The sequence below is a fragment of the Chitinophaga sp. 9-1-y genome (genome assembly GCF_059511905.2).
In genome coordinates, this window is the sequence record NZ_CM197955.1 from 7,059,515 (window position 1) to 7,080,023 (window position 20,509).

General features: G+C 47.0%; 17 protein-coding genes. 6 read left to right on the forward strand and 11 right to left on the reverse strand.

Going from position 1 to position 20,509, the window contains the following annotated elements:
- Positions 1–16: 16 nt before the first annotated feature.
- The 6 genes from gldC to AC5ZC7_RS27990 all read right to left on the reverse strand — a co-directional run bounded on the left by gldC (position 17) and on the right by AC5ZC7_RS27990 (position 5,200).
- A complete protein-coding gene (gene gldC, locus AC5ZC7_RS27965; protein ID WP_496160710.1) occupies positions 17–364 on the reverse strand; it encodes a gliding motility protein GldC in 348 nt (115 codons plus the stop codon).
- Positions 365–425: 61 nt separating this feature from the next.
- Positions 426–1,541, reverse strand: a complete 1,116-nt coding sequence (locus AC5ZC7_RS27970) for a glycosyltransferase (protein ID WP_496160711.1) — start codon at positions 1,539–1,541, stop codon at positions 426–428.
- A 77-nt stretch (positions 1,542–1,618) separates the two neighbouring features.
- Complete coding sequence (locus AC5ZC7_RS27975; protein WP_496160712.1) at positions 1,619–2,053, reverse strand: hypothetical protein; 435 nt, start codon at positions 2,051–2,053, stop codon at positions 1,619–1,621.
- A 49-nt stretch (positions 2,054–2,102) separates the two neighbouring features.
- Complete coding sequence (locus AC5ZC7_RS27980; RefSeq protein ID WP_496161206.1) at positions 2,103–3,230, reverse strand: ABC transporter permease subunit; 1,128 nt, start codon at positions 3,228–3,230, stop codon at positions 2,103–2,105.
- A gap of 20 nt (positions 3,231–3,250) precedes the next feature.
- The gene (locus AC5ZC7_RS27985; RefSeq protein ID WP_496160713.1) at positions 3,251–4,393 is read right to left on the reverse strand and encodes a glycosyltransferase; all 1,143 of its coding nucleotides are present in this window, start codon (positions 4,391–4,393) and stop codon (positions 3,251–3,253) included.
- A 6-nt stretch (positions 4,394–4,399) separates the two neighbouring features.
- Positions 4,400–5,200: an alpha/beta fold hydrolase gene (locus AC5ZC7_RS27990; RefSeq protein ID WP_496160714.1), complete on the reverse strand. Its 801-nt coding sequence runs from the start codon at positions 5,198–5,200 to the stop codon at positions 4,400–4,402.
- A gap of 291 nt (positions 5,201–5,491) precedes the next feature.
- Between AC5ZC7_RS27990 and AC5ZC7_RS27995 the strand changes: the two genes are divergently transcribed.
- Both AC5ZC7_RS27995 and AC5ZC7_RS28000 read left to right on the forward strand, forming a co-directional pair.
- Positions 5,492–7,285, forward strand: coding sequence for an acyl-CoA dehydrogenase FadE (locus AC5ZC7_RS27995; RefSeq protein WP_496160715.1), 1,794 nt, complete (start codon positions 5,492–5,494; stop codon positions 7,283–7,285).
- A 173-nt stretch (positions 7,286–7,458) separates the two neighbouring features.
- On the forward strand, positions 7,459–9,198 hold the full coding sequence (locus AC5ZC7_RS28000) for an N-acetylmuramoyl-L-alanine amidase (RefSeq protein ID WP_496160716.1): 1,740 nt from the start codon (positions 7,459–7,461) through the stop codon (positions 9,196–9,198).
- Between the two features lie 171 nt (positions 9,199–9,369).
- Here AC5ZC7_RS28000 and AC5ZC7_RS28005 read toward each other — a convergent pair whose 3' ends face one another.
- Positions 9,370–11,583 carry a transferrin receptor-like dimerization domain-containing protein gene (locus tag AC5ZC7_RS28005; protein ID WP_496160717.1) on the reverse strand — a complete coding sequence of 738 codons (2,214 nt, stop codon included), beginning with the start codon at positions 11,581–11,583 and terminating at the stop codon, positions 9,370–9,372.
- Between the two features lie 230 nt (positions 11,584–11,813).
- Between AC5ZC7_RS28005 and AC5ZC7_RS28010 the strand changes: the two genes are divergently transcribed.
- Together AC5ZC7_RS28010 and AC5ZC7_RS28015 are read left to right on the forward strand one after the other, a co-directional pair.
- Positions 11,814–12,158: a carboxymuconolactone decarboxylase family protein gene (locus tag AC5ZC7_RS28010; RefSeq protein ID WP_477077300.1), complete on the forward strand. Its 345-nt coding sequence runs from the start codon at positions 11,814–11,816 to the stop codon at positions 12,156–12,158.
- A gap of 62 nt (positions 12,159–12,220) precedes the next feature.
- Positions 12,221–13,258 (forward strand): thiamine pyrophosphate-dependent enzyme, encoded by a 1,038-nt coding sequence (locus tag AC5ZC7_RS28015; RefSeq protein WP_496160718.1) that lies wholly within the window; start codon positions 12,221–12,223, stop codon positions 13,256–13,258.
- Between the two features lie 127 nt (positions 13,259–13,385).
- On the opposite strand, the gene AC5ZC7_RS28020 is transcribed toward AC5ZC7_RS28015, so the two are convergent.
- Together AC5ZC7_RS28020 and AC5ZC7_RS28025 are read right to left on the reverse strand one after the other, a co-directional pair.
- A complete protein-coding gene (locus tag AC5ZC7_RS28020; protein WP_496160719.1) occupies positions 13,386–14,024 on the reverse strand; it encodes a LysE family transporter in 639 nt (212 codons plus the stop codon).
- A gap of 29 nt (positions 14,025–14,053) precedes the next feature.
- Positions 14,054–15,592, reverse strand: coding sequence for a GH3 family acyl-acid amido synthetase (locus tag AC5ZC7_RS28025; RefSeq protein WP_496160720.1), 1,539 nt, complete (start codon positions 15,590–15,592; stop codon positions 14,054–14,056).
- 179 nt (positions 15,593–15,771) lie between these two features.
- Here AC5ZC7_RS28025 and AC5ZC7_RS28030 point away from each other — a divergent pair, with 179 nt between their 5' ends.
- Positions 15,772–16,542, forward strand: a complete 771-nt coding sequence (locus tag AC5ZC7_RS28030; protein WP_496160721.1) for an inositol monophosphatase family protein — start codon at positions 15,772–15,774, stop codon at positions 16,540–16,542.
- Positions 16,543–16,544: 2 nt separating this feature from the next.
- Positions 16,545–17,579: a thiamine-phosphate kinase gene (thiL, locus tag AC5ZC7_RS28035; protein WP_496160722.1), complete on the forward strand. Its 1,035-nt coding sequence runs from the start codon at positions 16,545–16,547 to the stop codon at positions 17,577–17,579.
- Between the two features lie 106 nt (positions 17,580–17,685).
- Here thiL and AC5ZC7_RS28040 read toward each other — a convergent pair whose 3' ends face one another.
- On the reverse strand, positions 17,686–19,365 hold the full coding sequence (locus AC5ZC7_RS28040) for a glycosyltransferase family 39 protein (protein ID WP_496160723.1): 1,680 nt from the start codon (positions 19,363–19,365) through the stop codon (positions 17,686–17,688).
- Positions 19,366–19,405: 40 nt separating this feature from the next.
- A complete protein-coding gene (gene nagA / locus AC5ZC7_RS28045; protein ID WP_496160724.1) occupies positions 19,406–20,503 on the reverse strand; it encodes an N-acetylglucosamine-6-phosphate deacetylase in 1,098 nt (365 codons plus the stop codon).
- Between the last annotated feature and the right edge of the window lie 6 nt (positions 20,504–20,509).

Below are 20,509 nucleotides of genomic sequence, written 5' to 3' on the forward strand. Positions count from 1 at the left end.
GGTAAGGTTTAATGGATTATTGTCCTTCAGCGGCCTGCTTATCCTGGAACTTCTTAAAGAAGTCTTTCGCAAAAGCACGCAGTTCATCTGCCTGGTCTTTATAAGGAGTAGCCCTGGCATAAGTATCTGCCATGGTCATCATGGTCTGAAAAAAGAAATCCGCCATTTCGTCTACCATCATCTCTTTTGTCCACAGGTCAATGCGGAGGGCAGCCCTTTCAGCCGGATCCCAGAAAGATACGATCATCCCTTTGGCTTTGATCATTTTTTCGTCTCTATTATCGGTAGCGCTCCACTCTATTGATTCGGGCACCTTCTGATCGTCCAGTCCTACCTGGATCTTTATGGTAGATGTAGTACTCATGTTTATCGATTAAAGCGCAAATTTAGCCATCATTTACTGATTTTCAGACGCCGGGCCGGAATTATGCGGTTAAATGCGCCCACAACTGCTCTGCAGCACGCTCCCAGCTGGTAAATGGTTCACGGGGAGGCGCTTTGGCCAGCAGTCTGGCTCTTAGTTGCTCATCTTTATATAAAAGACTCATTTTCTCAGACAGGTCGTCCAGGCTTGCAGGATCCACATACAGCACGGTATCGCCTCCGGCTTCCCTGGCAGCCACGCTGTCCAGCGCAATTACCGGCACTTCACAACGCTGTGCAGCATAAATAGGCAGCGGTAACCCTTCAAACCTCGACGGATACACGATGGCATAAGCGGCCCCCGTTAACCGGGCCAACGTATCCTCGTCCGCGGATTCCACTATTACCACATCCTGCCGGAACTTATAACTTTGCAAAGCCGACGCAATGTCGGCACCTGCAGGGGTAATACTACCGGCCAGCACCAACTTGATATTACTGCGCTGCCGTTTCTTCAGGGCTGAAAATGCTTTCAGCACCGGAATAATATTATTACGGGGATGCAAGCTACCCGTTACCAGGAAATATTCAGCCCCACCGGTAAAGGCTTTCTTCACCGCTTCCCGCTGCTCCCACTCCAATGCCTTATACAAGGGGCTTACACCTGTATCCAGCCTGGCCAGCTTCTCTTTTACGGCAGGCGCATAGCGAATCACTTCTTCCCTGGTGGTATCAGATAATACGGCTATCCTCCTCGCAGTAGCAAGGTATTTGGCCGTATTCTTCTTCAATGCACGTTGCCGGGCGCCGGATTGCAAACCCGCATCTTTCAAAAAGGACAGATCCCTTACCAACAAACCAGCAGGGATTTTACTACGCAAAGGCAATGCGCCATCCAGCCCCAGGAACAAGTCCGGGCGAAAAGGCTTCATAGCCCGTACCAGCTGCCACTCCAGCCACCAATACAGATGCCACGGCTTATTCCCCTTCAGGGGCAACAGGACCTTGGTCACATTGGCAGGGAAAGCCAATCCGGTGGGTATCTCTCCATCAAAAAATAATGTAAACTGATGACCAGGCTGTTGCCGGCACATCGCCAATATTATCTCCGTAGCCACTCTCCCGGTATCGGCAGGCATATCCTGTCGTAAACAAGCGGCATTAACAGCAATTTGCATAAACGATTCCTTTGTCTGCGAGCTTGCAAACCTACACAATTTTAGATTCGGGAGGAGATGGATTTTGAGATACCCGTTTACTCAGCAGACTTGTTGGTCAGGTAAAACACTTTAGGGGTAGCTACGTTGCCGGCATTACCGAGGGAGGCCAGCGTCACCGTTACAGTGTATGTTTTCAATGGTTTCAGGTGCTTCAGGGTAATGGTAAACGGCGTGGTTGTTACATCCGCCACGGCGTCCTGACCTAAAGGTATATTGCCTGTTTCCGTTACCACATTCAAGGTGACTTTCACGCCTTTGTCAGGCAGTTTGGAGGTAATATTCACCTTCAACCCATAAGTACTGTCTTGTGCCATGTTGTATTTGCCTACCTGGATTTCAGGCAGTTCAAATGCCAATGCTTCCTCCTGCGTACCGGGCGCAGGATCGCCTCCTTTATTCTTTTTCTTACAGGCAGAAAAACTAACCAGGGCAATAGCTAAAAATGCAGGGAAAAAGGTTTTCAATAACATTTTTTCAAGTGTATATGGAAGATGAAATTAGCTTTTTTTTATATGCAAATCAAATTTTACTTCTCACATCCAGGGCATCGCGGAGACCATTACCCAATAAATTGAAAGCCAGCACCAACAACATAATAGCTACCCCCGGCGCCAGTGCCAGCAGTGGATTATGCGTGATAATGAAGTTATAATTTTCCTTGATCATCAGCCCCCAGGAGGGTTGCGGCGGTTGTACCCCTACCCCCAGGAAACTCAGCCCCGCCTCTACCACAATGGCGGTAGCAAAATTACCCGCTGCCACCACCATTACTGGCCCCATAATGTTGGGCAAAATATGTTTCGTGATAATCCGCAAATGGTTGTATCCCAATGCCCGTGCAGCTTCTACAAATTCTAACTCCCGGATCGCCAACACCTGCCCCCGGATAATACGGGCCACGCCCACCCACATTGTTAACCCCACTGCAATGAATACCTGCCAGAATCCCTTGCCCAGCGCCAGGGTCAACGCAAATACCAGCAACAACGTAGGCATAGACCACACCACATTCACCAACCACATCACCACATCATCGGTACGGCCCTTGAAATAGCCCGCCACCGCGCCCAATAACACACCTATACTCAGGGAAATGACCACCGCAATACAGCCCACGCCCAAACTTACCCGCGTACCAATAATCAAACGACTTAAAATATCCCGGCCAAACTTATCAGTACCCAGCCAGTAAGTACGGTGCAACAGCCGCTCCTGCAGAATAAGCGCCTGCAACTGTTGGTCAGACAAGCGCCCTGCCGGCGCCAACCCTTTTCCATACCAGATATCTGTGAGCGGATAAATTTCTTCGCGGCTGGTAGATTCATCCACATAACGCTGTACCACCAATACGCTGTCTCTGAACTGCCAGGCGCGTACCGGTATCCAGGTTTGAACAGGCTTTTGCCCGGATATCACCCGCTCATAAACAGGGGTGGGCTTTACAGTCATGTCTTTACGTATAGCCAGCATCGTGATACCGAAACCAGGATGTTGTCCTTCTATTTCCAATACCATCCTGTTGGCATCGGGCGTATTGTCCGGCGCAATCAAATAAGCCGTGGCGCTGATAAATACCGATAGCACAATAACCAGCAAACCAGCCACTGCGCCTTTATTACGGCGTAATCGTTTCCAGGAAGATTGCATATTTGACAAAGGAAGTATGTTTAGTTTACCTGGCGGCCCTTCCACTGATAACTACCAAACTTTCCCAGCCAGCCTGCAATTACAATATAAGGAATATGAAATATCTGCCCGGGAATAAACCACAGTAGCAGCTCTGTTTTATTAAAAAACCGTGCTACCGGCAGCAGGAAATAGAGTTCCAGCGTTACTTTAAATAACAGGATAATCAGGAACCAGGGCCACCATGCCGGCAGGAAAAGCGCCATTACCGCCATCGCCAGCAAGCCCACATTGAAAAGATAAACCAACAGCAACACCCAGGTAAGCCGTTTATCTTCATATTTATCTGCTTTTGACGACCAGCGGATACGCTGGTTCATGAAGTCTTTCAGCGTATCTACCGCCAGGGTGCGTACAATGGCCTCTTCACATTTCAGGTACCTCACCCCGTCGGGGTAGGCGTTATAAATTTTATACATCAGCAGCATATCATCTCCTGAAGCGATATTATCGATTCCTTTGAAGCCTCCTACCTCATAAAACGCCTTTTTCTCATAGGCGAGGTTGGCGCCATTACACATGGTACCGGAAGCTAGTGCTGCCGATGCGCCCGTAATGCCCTGCATGGTCATAAAGTCGAGCGACTGCAGCCTTTTAAAGAAGTTATGCTCTTTATAGAAGCTCACTGGCGCCGCAATGAACTTTGGTCGATATTGCTCATAGTATTGCACCATGATTTCAATCCAGCGTGGTCCCATCACACAATCGGCGTCCGTAGTAATTATCAGGTCGCCACTGGCTTTAGAGATCGCTATTTCAATCGCTTTCTTCTTGTAGGAATTGAGTCGTTCCGTTTTATCGAGATGTTCGCTCAACTGCAGCAGGTGAATATTTGCTGCCGGATAATCGCGGATAATGGCGGCCGTATCATCTGTAGAGAAATCATCGATGATAATTACTTCCAGCAAGCGCGGATCGTAGCTTTGCCGGTGCAAAGCCTCCAGCAACGGGGGAAGATTAGCCGCTTCATTCCTGGCAGGAATAATCACCGTTACCGGGGTGTGCCCGGTGGCATGCACCTCGGGCCCAAATTTTCTCAATCGTTTCCAGCCCAGGTTATACCAAAGCATCAGTATACCATACCCTAAGGCCAATCCAATTACTATGACTACAAAAATGTACATCCGGGTTTAAAGGTTTGTTTTGATGATGAGCCCCAACTGTGGCGATATCAGCTGATGCCCTTTTTCCAGTATTAATGTTTTGCAGGGAAAAGATCCATCCACAAAACGGGTTCCTAACACCGGGGGAATCACACGATCATATTTCCCGAAGATCAGAAGGGTTAAAACGTTATAACGGGATAATAATTGTTTACAACGTTTTTTATCCGGCATCATATGCCGCAGGTTGGTCCATATGTTATAGACCATCGCCCGCTTCTCCGGTTCATTCATCCTGTGCAGGGCAAATTTGTAGATGCTTTGGTTCAGGAATCCCAATTTGCGCCAGGTATGTAACAAGGCAAAAAATAACTGCGGGTGGTGGGTATTGTACTTAAAGATTTTATTCCCTACTGTAGTTTGTGTAACAAACATATGCCAGGGGTTATTCTTTAGTCCGTCGGCCGCCGCCAGGATGAGATGATCAATACGATCGGCCATTCTTTCCACCACACACAGCGACAAGCGCCCGCCCATGCTGTAGCCCATTAGAGAAAATCTTTCCTTTCCCTGTTGCTGCAGTACCATTTGTATCAGTGCCACCAGGTCATCTTTTTCAAACACCCGGGGTTCTTCCCATTGGGTACCGCCATGCAAAGGCATATCCAGCGCCACAATGGTAAAGGTATCTCCCAGCGTAGCCACCAGCGGGTGAAAATGTGCCGCACTTTCACCAAATCCATGCAAACAAATCAATAGCTCGCTGCCCGCACCTTCACAGGTGCCGTGAAACCGGCTTTTCAGATATGACAGATAGAAATCGGGCATAAAGGGCGACAATGATAGTGAATAATGCGCAAAGGTGCGAGTTTTTGTCTTTACCAGGATTATGCTGATTATGCTGATTTTAGTTTTTTAAAAGATTTTCCAGGAAAGAAGTTAAAAGATGAGGGAAAATACCTGCGATATATTCGCAATGATTTTTTAAACGCTTTTAAATCATCCCTATAAATCTTAAAGAAATCCCAAAATCAGCATAATCAGCATAATCCTGGTAAAGACAAAATTCGCGTATCTGCTTTTTTCAGTAAATTACAGAACTACCAAAAATTCAGTAACATGGACGCAACAGTTGAAAATAAGACTGCGCTGAAAGGCGCAGAATTCCTGGTAAAGGAAAGTGCTCCTGAGGAAGTGTTTACCCCCGAAGACTTTTCGGAAGAGCAGCTGATGATCAAAGACATGGCAGACCAGTTCATCAGTAAAGAAGTAACACCAATTGTAGAAAGACTCGACAAGCAGGAAGAAGGATTGATGCAGGCGCTTTTGGAGAAAGCGGGTGAACAGGGACTGCTGGGCGCTTCGTTCCCCGAAGAATACGGCGGGCTGGGCAAAGACTTTGTAACAGCTACCATTATCAACGAGGGATTAGGTGCTGGTCACTCGTTCTCTGTTGCCATGGCCGCACATACCGGTATTGGATCCCTGCCTATTCTCTACTTTGGTACTGAAGAACAAAAACAAAAATACATTCCAAAACTGGCTACCGGTGAAATGAAAGGCGCTTATGCCCTCACTGAACCCGATTCCGGCTCTGATGCACTGGGCGCCAAAACCACTGCCAAATTAACGGAAGATGGTAAACACTATATCCTGAATGGTCAGAAAAGCTGGATTACCAACTCCGGCTTTGCAGATGTATTCACCGTATTTGCCAAAATTGACGGCGATAAATTTACCGCATTCATTGTAGAGAAAGGTACTCCTGGATTTACACTGGGCGCGGAAGAACACAAAATGGGTATTAAAGGTTCCTCTACCCGCCAGATCTATTTCCAGGATGCTAAAATCCCTGCAGAAAATGTATTGGGCGTAATTGGTAAAGGTCACCTGATTGCCTTCAACATCCTGAACATCGGCCGCCTGAAACTGTGTGCTGCTGCACTGGGTGCCTCCAAAAAATGTATCAACACCTCCGTACAATACGCCAATACCCGCACACAGTTTAAACAACCGATCGCCAACTTCGGCGCTATCAAGCATAAACTGGCGGAAATGGCCATCCGTACCTGGACTTCTGAATCAGCGCTGTTCCGTACTGCCCAGTTGATAGATGATAAAGAAAGAGAATTACTCGCTGCCGGCAAACCTTTCAACGAAGCCCTGCTGGGTGCCGCTGAAGAATATGCCGTAGAATGCGCCATCCTGAAAGTAAACGGCTCCGAAGTGCTGGACTTTGTAGTGGATGAAGGCGTACAAATTCACGGTGGCAACGGCTTCAGCGATGAATACATCATCTCTAAAGCTTACCGGGATTCCCGTATCAACCGCATCTTTGAAGGTACCAACGAAATTAATCGTTTGCTGACCCTGGATATGACGCTGAAACGCGCCATGAAAGGCAAGCTGGACCTGATGACACCGGCGATGAACGTGATGAAGGAACTGATGAGTATCCCAGACTTTGGCAACGACGATGAAACACCTTTTGCCGAAGAGAAAAAACTGATCACCAACTTCAAAAAGGCCATCCTCATGGCTGCCGGCGCCGCTGCACAAAAGCTGATGATGAAGCTGGAAAGTGAACAGGAAATCCTCATGGACATTGCAGATATGGCCATTGAAACTTTTGTGGCAGAAAGTGCCCTCCTGCGGTTGATCAAACTGACCAAGGCCAAAGGAGAAAGCGCCGCTTCCTTCCAGGCAGATATTGTACGCACCTTTATCTATGATGCGGCCGACCGTATCAACAAATCCGGTAAAGATGCTATCAACGCCTTTGCTGAAGGCGATGAACAACGTATGATGCTCTTAGGCCTCAAACGCTTTACCAAAGCGGCCTCCTTTAATGCAAAAGAAGCCCGCAGAAGAATTGCGGACAAACTGATTGCAGACAATAAATACAGCTTCTAGCTGTTAGCTTTTAGCTGTTAGCAAAATGCAGCGGAGAGGATGTTATGTTATTATCCTTTCGCTGCATTTTGCTAAAAGCTAACAGCTAAATACTAAAAGCTTTCCTCCTATTCCCCTCACCTGCTTATCTTTACACCCTTTCAAGATATTGATGACAGGTTATTATGGTATCAGTGAAGCATTTCCTACAGGTTGTTATTGTTGTACTTTGTATCCCCTTTATAGCGCGCAGCCAGGCAACACTCCAGCTTAGTCAGCCTTCCCGGGATCAGATCAATGTAAGTAGCTCCAAACAGTTTATCGCAGGCCGCACCTGTGCCGGTTGTTTAGTCCGTATCAATGATGATACCGTGCATGTTTACTCCACCGGTACATTCGCCGCCAAATATGAGCTCCCCACCGGCAGAAGTAGTTTTGCTGTCAGGGTAGATGCTCCTAACGGAGAAACCTACACGAGAAATCTGACTTTCTATTATAATCCGCCACCTGCACCTACTGCTACCACCGTTTTTCGTATTGACTATATAGAGATATCCCCCGGCGGCAACCTGCAACTCTCCGAAGGAGATACCCTTCGCATCAAAATGAAAGGTTATCCTGGTCAGGAAGCCAGCTGGTTCAACAATGTGCCACTGCGAGAACTCCCCGCTTCCCAAACTGGCGGCGTAAGGGGCTATTATAGCGGCAGCTATGTTATACAGCCTGCCGACTCTTTGCTGAACGGAAAAATCCTGGTGCGCCTGCGCAATCGCGATGGAGAAACGGCCGTATTGGGTAGTCCCTACCGCTATAGTGTGATGCACAATGAAATCCCCTTCACCGGCCGCACCATCGATAACATGACCTATCTTACTTCCAGCCCCAGTGGCGACCGCCTCGGCCCGGATAAGATTGGCTATCTTGATAAAGATGTGTTATTACATATTATAGGCAGGCAAAATGACTACTATAAAGTAAGGCTATCTTCCAAAGCCACCGCCTTTATACCAGAGCCGCTGGTAGATACAGAAATACCACAGGAGCAGCTACCCGTAAGCATTGCGGACGATGCTAAAATATGGGGAGATGACCGTTACGACTATGTTTCCGTAGCCCTGTCGGATAAGCTGCCCTATACGTCTACCCAACTGGTTTCCTCGAAAAAAATCATCCTGGATATTCATGGTGCCTATGCAGAAAAAGGGCTCAGCACTGTACTGCAAAACACCAAAGAAATTACGTCTATTGCCTGGGGACAACCTACACCAGATGTTTGTCGCCTGGTTATTTCATTGCAACACGCGCCCTGGGGTTACCAGGTATACTATGAAAATAACCGTATAACGGTGAGGGTTAAACGTGTACCGGAAAAACTATCCCTGAAAAATATCGTGATTGGCATTGATCCGGGCCATGGTGGCAATAATCCTGGCGCTACGGGTCTTACCGGTGCCGTGGAAAAAAATCTTACGCTGACCCTGGCATTACAACTAAAAGCTTTGCTGGAAAGAGAAGGTGGCACCGTAATCATGTCGCGGTATTCAGAAAAGTTTGTTGCCAATGAAGATCGCCTGTCTTTCTTCCGCCGCGCTAATCCTGACCTGTTGCTCAGCATTCATCTTAACTCTTCCGTAAACCCGGTAGATGTAAATGGTACTGCCACTTACTACAAGCATCCTTTCTGTGAGCCGCTCAGCGCAGCTATTCACGCTCGCATGTTGGAAACCGGGCTGCGTGATTTCGGCAATAATGCAGACTTCAATTTTATCCTGAATAACCCCACAGAGTTTCCGGATGCCCTGATAGAAACCTTGTTTCTCAGCAACCCCGGCGATGAAGAAAAGGTATTACAACCCGCTTTTCAACAGCTGATGGTGGAGAAAATCGTGGACGGGGTGAAAGACTACCTCAAACAAGCAGCAGTAGGGCGATAGCGCGCGAATGTTGTCTGGTACAGGATTATACTGATTAAACTGATTTTTATTTTTTGATTAAAAGAGATTAGGGAAGATAGATGCAGTTATCCGCATTTATCTTCCCTAATTTTTTTATCTTTTAAAATCAAAAAATAAAAATCAGTTTAATCAGTATAATCCTGTACCAGACTAAAAACCGCGGGATACCGTATCCAGGTATGCGGACAACCTTTTGATAGCCGCTGCCACTACCCCAATTTGTTCCTGCGCTTCTGTCCATCTGCGTTGCTCAATGGCTTCTCTCACCCCAGGAATAGTTTTAACACCATAGCCGGTATAAAAGCCAGGGGCATACAGGGTATGTTTGTACCAGGCCCGTGCAGGCAATCCTTTATCGTTGAGTAGTTGTTGCTCCGCCTGATACAGGGCCTTATTCACCCCTGCGCCGGCAGGATGCTTTTTAGCCAGGGTAGCAGTAGAAGAGTCAAGTCCAATTAAGGCGTTTTGTAACGGAGAGAAGTCCAGGTAAGGCACTTCCGATTTCACTGCCGGAGGCGACAAATGCACCGCAGAATCTGTTGCCAGTTCGTACTTATGCTCCCGGATCAGTTGATTATTGATAGTGGTAGATTCCCGCATATTGCTGGTCAACTCAGTCAATTCATTTACATAACTGTTAACTGTTTCATAGAGCTTGCGGAAGTCGAATGGCAGATTAACGGCATCGGCTAAACGCAGTGCTGTATGCCCGGCTGTTTGAGAAAGTACTACCCCGTAGTTGAAGCCAGGATCTTTAAATCGTCGGTAGTTGTCGTAAGAATCGTAGATGGAGTGGTATTCGCCGCCGGCATCTTCTCCCCCAAAACCAAGGTCCAGGGAAGGTATTCCCAGGTGCTGCAGGAAAGACGAATAGTCCGAACCAGAGCCCATAGCACCAATAGAGATCCCTTGCTTAGCCAGCTTTTCTTTCTTTGCTTTGGCAGTACCGGCTTTAAGTACCTCGGCAGCTTGTTTGCGGGCCAGGATACTGACAGTTGTCTGAGGATCGGTAATATCCCGGGCCACCTCGTTGACAAGCGTTTCCAGGGCATGAGAGCCACTGGCACTGAGGAAACCACGGCCATTACCGTCGGAGTTGATATAGGCTACTCCTTTCTCTTTTAATTCAGCGGCATGATCTTCCACCCATTCGGTAGATCCCAGCAGGCCGGGCTCTTCCCCGTCCCAGGCGCAGTATACGAGGGTGCGGTGTGGCTGATAACCTTGTTTATGCAGCTCTCCAATAGCTTTGGCTTCTTCCAGTAAGGCGGCCAGTCCGCTGATGGGATCAGCTGCGCCGTTAACCCAGGCATCGTGGTGGTTACCACGAATCACCCACTGGTCGGGCTGTTCGCTCCCTTTTATTTTGGCAATTACATTATAGAGTGGACGGATTTGCCAGTCGAACGCCAGCTTCAGGTGTACTTTGGCTGGTCCGCCGCCAATATGATAGGTGAATGGTAACGCGCCCCGCCACTCTTCCGGTGCTACGGGGCCTTCCAGTGCTTTCAGCAAAGGCGTGGCGTCGTGGTAGCTGATAGGCAACACGGGAATTTTAAGCAGGTTAGGAGCCTGCAGGCGTTCCAGTCGCCGGGCATTGGCGGTGGCGCCCACATTGGGTGTGAGCGGATCGCCGGGATAAATCACGATGTCCATCACAGAACCGCGTTGTACGCCATATTCATTTTTGAAAGCGCCGTTGGGGTATACGTCACCGTTATAGTAGCCATCGTCTTTAGGATCGGAGTAGATAATGCAGCCTGCAGCGCCGTGTTCCTGTGCTACTTTGGGTTTGCTGCCCCGCCAGGAGTGCCCGTATTTGGCAATCACTATTTTATCTTTTACGCTGATGCCGAGGCGGTCCAGGTATTCATAATCTTCCGGGAGACCGTAATTAACAAATACCAGCGATCCGGTTACGTCGCCGTCGGCGCTCCAGGCATTATAGGTAGGTAGTTGCCCTTCCTGGCCGGAGGTAGCATCTTCTTTCAGGGCGGGTTCTTTCAGTCCGGCTTTATAAGTAGTGGGAGCCGTTAGCTCCAGCACGCGCTCTTTGGGCATGGGGAATAATACCTGGTAAGTCACTATTTCAGCGTCCCAGCCATAGCTTTTAAAGCGTTGCAGGATGTCTTCTGCTACAGCTTTGCCCCTGGCAGAGCCGAGGGGATGTGGGTGAGCAGATAATGCCCGGATGGTTTCACCTATATGACTGCTGCTCAGTTGTTTATCAAAGTCACGTTCCAGGTGTAGTTGTTGGATGGCGGCGCTGTCGGTGTAGCCGAGGAGTTTCTTCTCCTGCGCCATGGTGGTGCCACTGGCGCATAGCAGGAGGGCCAGCAGGCGGAAACAGTTGGTTGACGTCATAAGCAGATCTTGTTGTTAAAGAGGGTTTAGTCATCTAATATACAAATAGTCCACTATATCAATAGACTATTTTACGCGAGTGGTAGCGCACAATAACTTTTGGTTATGATCCATAAATACAGGTTATGGGGCAAATAGTCTACTTAACAAGTAGATTACTCTATATTTGTAAATCCTTTCATAGCTTTAATGTGTGAAACGATTAGGTTAACATCATAAACAGCAGTTATATGGCGAATGCGATTCAGGAGTTTAACGACTACCGTGCTAAAATGAACGAAGTTATACTGGGCAAACAGAACAAAGTCATCAACCGTCTTTTTAACCTGGACACCAATACGTATGCAGAAGGGGCGCTGAGTACCAAAACCAAGGAGATGCTGGGCCTGGTAGCCTCTATGGTACTACGTTGCGACGATTGCATCAAATATCACCTGGGTAAGGCATTTGACGAAGGCGTGACAACCGATGAGATGTATGAAATTTTCGCCGTGGCTAATATTGTAGGGGGCACTATTGTGATTCCGCATACCCGCCGGGCAGCAGAATATTGGGAAGAATTACAGGCGCAGTGACCTTAATTTACAGGTATCTATCGTAACTTTACAGACTCTAAAATTATATTTAACTCATACTAATGTCAACAGCAACTATAGCTCCGCAGGCAGCCCTCACGGCAAAAGACTTTGCAACGGACCAGGAAGTACGCTGGTGCCCTGGCTGCGGCGACTACTCTATACTTAAACAGGTACAAACAATTATGCCTGGCCTGGGAGTTCCCCGCGAAAATATTGTGATTGTTTCCGGTATCGGTTGTTCTTCGCGTTTCCCATACTATATGAACACTTATGGTATGCACTCGATCCATGGTCGTGCTACCGCCATCGCTTCCGGCCTGAAAGCTACCCGGCCTGAACTGAGCGTATGGATTGTAACGGGTGACGGAGATGGCCTCTCTATTGGTGGTAACCATACCATCCACCTGCTGCGCCGTAACTTTGATGTGAACATCATGTTGTTCAACAACCAGATTTATGGTTTAACAAAAGGACAATACTCTCCTACTTCAGAAGAAAATAAAGTGACCAAATCTACCCCAATGGGTAGTATTGACCATCCGTTCAATCCAATGGCCCTGGCCCTGGGAGCAGATGCCACTTTTATTGCCCGCAGTATGGACCGCGATCCCAAACACCTGCAGGAAATGCTGAAACGCAGCCACGCTCACAAAGGCGCGTCTTTCCTGGAAATATACCAGAACTGTAACATCTTCAATGATGGTGCTTTCGAAGCATTTACTGAAAAGAGCAGCAAAGCAGACGAAACAGTGTTTGTAGAACAGGGTAAACCACTGGTATTTGGACCCACCAGGAACAAAGGTATCCGCCTCGATGGCTTAAAACCCGTAGTAGTGGAACTGGGTGGCGAATACTCAGAAAGTGATCTCTGGATACACGATGAAAGCGATTTCTATAAAGCCCAGATATTGACCCGCATGTTTGATGATGTGCGTATTGAAGGCCATTTGCCTCGCCCATTTGGTGTTTTCTACCAGGCAAACCGCCCTACTTATGAAGACATCATGCAATACCAGCTGACCGAAGCCCTGGAGAAAAAAGGCGCCGGCGACCTGGATAAATTGCTGGCAGGTAGTGAAACCTGGACAATAGCATAAAGCTAAAAGCGGAAAGCAAAAAGCTATTAAAGCGAATGACCAGAGCGAGTATTTAAATTACTTATACGCTCTGGTCATTCGCTTTAATAGCTTTTTGCTTTCTGCTTTCCGCTTTATGCTCTATTTATCAGTGTCCCAACGACCCTACATCAAACAATACTTTATAAAGTAATACTACCCCAAAAATGATCAAACTCACGCCTGAAATACGGTTCAGCCATTCTACATTATTCAGGGTAAGCTTATGACGGATTTTATCGGCAACAAATACTTTCAGGATATCTGCAGATAAAACCATACTTAAACATACGCCATAGGTTACAATACGGTGGCTGACAGGTGTAGCACTATACCCGATACATACCGGCAACCAGAAAATAACGACACCCGGGTTGAGGGTATTCATTAAAAATCCGGCTAACCATATTTTGAGGTAATCATGCGTCCCGAACATTTCAGGCTTTTCCTCACCCGTACTGATTTTCACCTTCTTAAAGAGCAAGCCGTAAATACCCATACAAATAAGTAATATACCGCCCACTATTCCAATAGTATGGTTATATCCTTCCAATCCGCTGATAAAAGCAGTAGAGATATTCCCGATCAGCACAAACATGATATCGCTGAAAGACACGCCCAGTGCGAAACTAATGCCTGCCTTAAAACCATTATTAACACTGTATTTTATAATTGCGAATATAACCGGGCCTACCGATAATGATAGAACCAACCCCAGTCCTAATCCCGCTACGATTGCTGCTATCATGCTTATAATTTCCGTGTCACAGGTGCTTCTTAGTTCTTAACTGTTTTTCCAGCAAGGAATTTCTCCCAGTCCTTCAGTTTCTCACCTTTCATTACACGTGGAAACTTGTTCATGGCACCTTCCTTGCCTTTGCAGCGGAGATAGTCAATAAACACATCGTTAGGCAGTATTTCTACAAATACTTCTTTCAATGCAGCAGAACGCTCTACGGCGTAGTCATCGTTTACTTCGCTGAGCGTTTGGTCAATGATTTCACGTACTTTCTCTGCATCTACTCCCGGAGTATCTGTACCCACATACCAACGGTGTGCAAACAGGTTCTGATAAGGGAAACCAGCTACGGTAAACTCTCTTACAGTGATACCCAGTTTCTTCTGTACATTATCTATCGCCTTGTTCATGTTGTCGATACTCATATGCTCTCCGCAAAGGCTGAGGAACTGTTTGGTACGACCCACAATCACAATTTCATGTTCTTTTACAGACGTAAACTTCACCACATCACCAATCAGGTAACGCCATGCACCTGCACAAGTAGAGAGCATCACTGCGTATTCCACATCTTCCACCACCTCATTGATCATGTAAGATTTAGGATTAGGTTTTACCTCTCCTTCTGCATCGAAGTTTTCTTCATTGAATGGAATGAATTCGTAAAAAATGCCTGCATTCAGTACCAGCTTAATACCCCTGGTACCCGGACGGGCCTGGAATCCAAAAGAGCCTTCAGAAGCCATATACGTTTCAATAAACGCAATCGGCTTTCCGAGCAGCTTCTGGAAGCTATCGCGATAGGGTTCAAAGGATACGCCACCATGAATATAAACAGCCAGGTTAGGCCATATTTCGTGAATATTCTTCACGCCATGATACTTGATAATTTCCTCGAACACAATTTGTACCCAGGCAGGTACACCACAAACAGTACCTACGTCCCATTCCCTGGCTTTGCGCACAATCAGTTTGATACGCTGTTCCCAATTGGGTTTCCGGGATATTTTACCACCAGGCTTATAAAAACGGCGAAACCATTTCGGGATATTTTTGGCCTGGATGCCGCTCATATCTCCCTCATAGTAATCTCCTTTCTCATATAATGAAGTAGTACCCCCCAGCATCAGAATCCCTTTTTCAAAGGAACGGGGAGGTATGTTGAAGTTAGCCATAGAATACAGCTGCTTCACCCCTACTTTCTTCACTGTTTTGAGCATTGCTTTGGTAACAGGGATATGCTTACTGGCAGATTCCGACGTACCTGAACTCAATGCAAAATATTTTATCTTTTCCGGCCAGCTCACGTTGGCTTCCCCTTCCAGGCAGCGATACCACCACTCCTTGTGCATTTTGGTATAGTTATGCACAGGTATTTTCTCACGGTATTGCCCAATAAAATTGGGACTATCCAAAATTTCCTGGAATTGATAGTGCCGACCAAACTCTGTCTCCTTGGCCTTCTCCAGCAACCGATGCAGCACCTGCAGCTGGTATTGGCGAGGTGTTCCTAATTTAAACGTGAACTTCTTCCTGATGCGTAGTGACCTGGAAATAAGATTACCTATAATGGCCATTAACTTTCCCTCTCTTTAATTGAACTACAAAAATAAGTGGAATATTGAATATAAGTTGACTGATAATTCGGAATTACAGGATAAGAGTTATCTATAAGTCTTCTATACATACAAAATATCCAAAGATGTAGGCTATAATTCGCAATTCATAATTCGTAATTCGTAATTACCTTTGCGGCATGTTAAAAACAACTTTACTCAAAGCTACTGAAGCCGGCGGAAAAATACTGCAACAATATTTCAATGGCCCTTTCGAGGTGAGCAGTAAAAGTTCCATTAACGACCTGGTAACAGAGGTGGATAAAAGGTCGGAAACCGCTATCATCAACATTATCAGGGAAACTTATCCAGACCATTTTATCTTGAGTGAGGAAGTAGGGGAGATAAAAACCAACTCCTCCGTAAAATGGATCATTGATCCTATCGACGGCACTGTCAACTATGCGAACGGAATCCCCATCTGTTGCGTATCTATAGGGGTAGAACAAGATGGAGAAATGATTTTGGGCGCCGTGTATAATCCCTTCATGAACGAGCTGTTTGTGGCGGAAAAAGGCAAAGGAGCTACCCTGAATGATAAACCCATCCAGGTATCCACCAAAGCCGATGTAGCCACTTCCTGCCTTGTCACGGGATTTGCCTATAAATGGCAGGATATGCCCAATAATCCGTTACAGGTGCTGGGACATCTCATTAAACAGGGGATTCCCGTACGCCGGCTGGGATCTGCCGCCATAGACCTTTGCTGGGTGGCCTGCGGACGATTCGATGGATTTTATGAACATTCCCTCCAGGCATGGGATTCTGCCGCCGGCTACCTCATCGTGGAAGAAGCCGGAGGCAAAGTGACCGACTTCTCCGGAAACCGGTATTCTCCCTATCAAAAAGAAATATTGGCAACTAATAGCCATATCCATAGTGCATTACAAGACCTTGTTAACGGTAAATAAAGATGGAAGAGGAAAGAACAGAAATACAAGACCTGGGGGAATTCGGATTAATCGAGTACCTGACCAGGAACATTGAAATACAAAATGCCAGCACCGTTTTAGGTGTAGGCGACGATGCTGCTGTGATAGATCACTTCGGCAAACAAACCGTAATCAGCACAGATATGCTGGTGGAAGGCATCCACTTTGACCTCATGTATACCCCACTGAAACACCTGGGATATAAGTCGGTTGTAGTGAACCTGTCAGACATCTACGCGATGAATGCCACCCCCACCCAAATTACCATGAGCATTGCCTTCTCTAACCGTTTCTCCCTGGAAGCACTCAACGAATTTTACGAAGGCGTATATGCTGCCTGCGAAAAATACGGCGTAGACCTGGTGGGCGGAGATACCAGCAACTCTCAAAAAGGACTCATTATCAGTGTTACCGCCATCGGTGAAGTAACACCAGATACATTCGTAAAAAGATCTACTGCCCAAAAAGGCGACCTGCTCTGCGTTACCGGCGATTTAGGCGCTGCTTATCTCGGTCTTACCCTGCTGGAAAGAGAGAAGAAAATCTACCTCGAAAGCCCTACCGTAAAGCCTGACCTGGAAGATCAAACCTATATCATTGGCCGCCAGCTAAAACCGGAAGCCCGCAAAGATATTATCGAGTTCCTCCAACAAGAAGACATCTTGCCTACTGCCATGATGGACGTCAGCGACGGACTCAGTTCCGAAATACTCCACATCGCCAAACAAAGCAACCTGGGCGTAGTACTGTATGAAGAGAAAATTCCTATTGCACAGGAAAGCAAGGAAATAGCCATGAAATTTGGCCTGGATCCTACCGCCTGCGCACTAAGTGGTGGAGAAGACTACGAACTGCTGTTTACCATGAAACAACAGGACTACGACAAAATAGTACTCAACGAACAAATCAGCGTGATAGGCTACATGGCCGATATCAGCGAAGGCGCACATATTCATACCAAAGGAGGCAACAAGTTTAAACTGGTAGCCCAGGGATGGAATGCGTTCAAACAGTAGCGATTAGCAGTTAGCTATTAGCTTTTAGCAAAAATGCAGCGGAGAACATAACGTAATATGTTACTCGCTGCATTTTTGCTAAAAGCTAATAGCTAACTGCTAATCGCTACTTCACCACTTCTACTGGTATCACCGGGCTGTTATGCGTAGGTGGCATATCTCCCGCAAATACTGAAAACTTCAGTTGGTACTTACCCGGCTTCTCCGGCATCACTACCTCCAGGTTAATTAAACGCCGCAACACCGCCTTTTCCAGTGTCATGGTTGATTTTACCGGCGGCAACCAATCCTCTTTGGCAGTAAACGCGTATCCCAATACCGGTTCATTGGTTCTGTCCAGGCGGATAGGCTGGTGATAATCATTATTAGGCTGCAGGATCACATTTACATGTTCTCCACGCTTTGCCTTAATAGATTTCAGCGCAGGTTTTAACTGTATAAGTGAGTAAGAATAATAGTCGTTTTGGATGTTGTAGTCCCAGGTACCCAGCACTGTTTTCAGGCTGTCTGTAATCGGAATACCGGCACCCGGATCAAATACTACCATCACGGGCTTCCCCCATAATTCTGTTTCTGTATTCCAGAAATTATACTGACTTCTGCGGGCATAACGGCTGTTAAGGCTGTAAGACAACTGCCCGGTATAAAACATGTACTTCGATGGTCGTTGATAACTGTTCACAAACACCACTGGCTTACCCTGGGCCCGGGCGGCTACCTGGGAAGTCCACACACGATTGTTGTGTATTTCCGGCCTTATCTCCACACCTGGCATAAAATCCCAGATCATATACACCCGCACCACCAATACCAGCAAGAGCGTCACTGGCAGAGTATATACCAGCCATTTTCGCGACCAGCCCTTCCGGACAATCGCCTGATGCGCCAATATCATCACTGGTGTAAAGAGCATCACTGTCCAGTTAGCCTCTACCCTGCCTTTGAAGGTACTAAGCAGGAAAAATGCCAGCACGCCTATTACACAAAATTTAAGCGCCCGCTCAAAGGCATTTTGAATAGGAGAACGGAATGCATAATACAATATCAGCCAGCCCAGTAAAGGCCCAAATAACAGTAGCTGTCCTCCCAGGTAATCCAGTGAATAACTGATATCATAGGAAGAAGCATTTCTGTCTACCAGGTGATATTGCAAAGAAGGGAAACCATGTGTATACTGCCAGTAAATATGCGGCAGGAACAGCAAGGTGGTAATAATACAAGCCACATAAAACTTGAATACCTTCAGTAGGTTGACATTCGATAATACAGTGAAGAAAACCAGTAACACGCCATGATACTTGCTGTAGAACATTAATACCATGGAAATACCCAGTAGAATCGTGTTTTTCCAGGTTTGCTCCTTCAGGAAGTTGCGGTATACCCAGAAGTAGATGGCGGCGAAAAATATCAGCGGCACATCTGGAACAGCCAGCATACCACCTATTTGCATGGCGCCCATGGCGCCTATGAGCAGGTAGAACAACGTATTGTCTTTCGCCGCAATGAGACGGGCGGTTACCCACAACGTGAGCGTGTTCACCAATACAATCAGCAGCCTCACTCCCAACTCGTTATGAAAAATACCATATCCTATTTTGATCAACAGGGCGATCATTGGCGGATGGTCAAAATATCCCCAGTCGAGGTGACGTGAATACACCCAATAATAGGCTTCATCATCCCATAACTCAGAGAAGCAGGCCTGTAACAGGCCCAGCACCAGCCAACCTAGCAGGAACAGATTTTTATATCGGTCTTTTTTAAAGAAGCGAGTTAATGCACTCATGTGGATATACAGTATGATTAATCCTGCGAAGATAGCGCTATTAACAGTATACTGTAGTATTCCAGTTGGAGTCGATTGCCACCAATGCAGCATCATAGCCCACCGCAATACGGCCCAATGCCTGCTCACGGCCTATAGCGCGGGCCGGATACAAGGAGGCCATACGCAATGCCTCTTCCAGCGGAATACCCACCTGTTCTACACAATTACGAACAGCCTGGGTCATGGTTAAAGAAGAGCCTGAGAGTACGCCGGTGGCGCTAACATAGCGATCCTTTTCCCGGAGATAGATATAGTCCCCTTCTTTATTCTCTTCTACGGCATCAGTGATCAGGAATAGCCGTTCTTTCATCATTTTTTTACTGATACGGACAGATGCAAAATCTACGTGGATACCGTCTGCTACAATGCTGGCACAGACCCGGGGGTGGTCGTAAATAGCACCCACAATACCAGGTGCCCGGCTTTCCAGTGGCGACATGGCATTAAACAGGTGCGTAGCATGATGGATACCATTATCAAACGACGTATATGCCTGTGCGTAAGTAGCGTTACTATGACCGGCAAATATGGTGATGCCGGCTGCAGCTAATTGCCGGATCAGTTCCGGATCACAACGTTCCGGCGCCAGCGTCATGATTTTCACCACATCCCGGCCATTTTCCAGGATCCAGTTAATATCTTCCTGTGTAGGGATGCGGATATATTTGTCGAGGTGGGCGCCCTTTTTTGCCGGGTTCATAAACGGACCTTCCAGGTGCAATCCCAGCACGCCTTGTCCGCCTTGCTCCCAATAAGCCCTGATAGCTTTCATGGCTTTCAGCATAATATCGGAGCCAATGGTAGCGAGGGTAGGCATGATCCAGGCGGCGCCGCCAGCTTTGCTGTAGGCTACAGTAGCCGCCAGTGAAGTAACCGATGGATACAACGAAAACAATTGTCCATTTCCACCATAAATCTGTAAGTCAATAAACGCCGGGGCCAGCAAAGCGCCTTCCAGGTCTGTTTCATCGCCGGTAAGCGTTGCTTTTGCCGAAGGCATCACACTGGTGATTTTACCCTGATGGGTACTCACAACATGGTCCTCCAATATTTCCTCACCGGTAAATATGTTGGCGTTGATGTAGGTTACAGACATACGGTA

Bases quoted from the DNA above. Each gene is read 5' to 3' on its own strand.
- gldC (WP_496160710.1), bottom strand. From the start codon at position 364: ATGAGTACTACATCTACCATAAAGATCCAGGTAGGACTGGACGATCAG.
- AC5ZC7_RS27970 (WP_496160711.1), bottom strand. From the start codon at position 1,541: ATGCAAATTGCTGTTAATGCCGCTTGTTTACGACAGGATATGCCTGCC.
- AC5ZC7_RS27975 (WP_496160712.1), bottom strand. From the start codon at position 2,053: ATGTTATTGAAAACCTTTTTCCCTGCATTTTTAGCTATTGCCCTGGTT.
- AC5ZC7_RS27980 (WP_496161206.1), bottom strand. From the start codon at position 3,230: ATGCAATCTTCCTGGAAACGATTACGCCGTAATAAAGGCGCAGTGGCT.
- AC5ZC7_RS27985 (WP_496160713.1), bottom strand. From the start codon at position 4,393: ATGTACATTTTTGTAGTCATAGTAATTGGATTGGCCTTAGGGTATGGT.
- AC5ZC7_RS27990 (WP_496160714.1), bottom strand. From the start codon at position 5,200: ATGCCCGATTTCTATCTGTCATATCTGAAAAGCCGGTTTCACGGCACC.
- AC5ZC7_RS27995 (WP_496160715.1), top strand. From the start codon at position 5,492: ATGGACGCAACAGTTGAAAATAAGACTGCGCTGAAAGGCGCAGAATTC.
- AC5ZC7_RS28005 (WP_496160717.1), bottom strand. From the start codon at position 11,583: ATGACGTCAACCAACTGTTTCCGCCTGCTGGCCCTCCTGCTATGCGCC.
- AC5ZC7_RS28010 (WP_477077300.1), top strand. From the start codon at position 11,814: ATGGCGAATGCGATTCAGGAGTTTAACGACTACCGTGCTAAAATGAAC.
- AC5ZC7_RS28015 (WP_496160718.1), top strand. From the start codon at position 12,221: ATGTCAACAGCAACTATAGCTCCGCAGGCAGCCCTCACGGCAAAAGAC.
- AC5ZC7_RS28020 (WP_496160719.1), bottom strand. From the start codon at position 14,024: ATGATAGCAGCAATCGTAGCGGGATTAGGACTGGGGTTGGTTCTATCA.
- AC5ZC7_RS28025 (WP_496160720.1), bottom strand. From the start codon at position 15,592: ATGGCCATTATAGGTAATCTTATTTCCAGGTCACTACGCATCAGGAAG.
- AC5ZC7_RS28030 (WP_496160721.1), top strand. From the start codon at position 15,772: ATGTTAAAAACAACTTTACTCAAAGCTACTGAAGCCGGCGGAAAAATA.
- thiL (WP_496160722.1), top strand. From the start codon at position 16,545: ATGGAAGAGGAAAGAACAGAAATACAAGACCTGGGGGAATTCGGATTA.
- AC5ZC7_RS28040 (WP_496160723.1), bottom strand. From the start codon at position 19,365: ATGAGTGCATTAACTCGCTTCTTTAAAAAAGACCGATATAAAAATCTG.
- nagA (WP_496160724.1), bottom strand. From the start codon at position 20,503: ATGTCTGTAACCTACATCAACGCCAACATATTTACCGGTGAGGAAATA.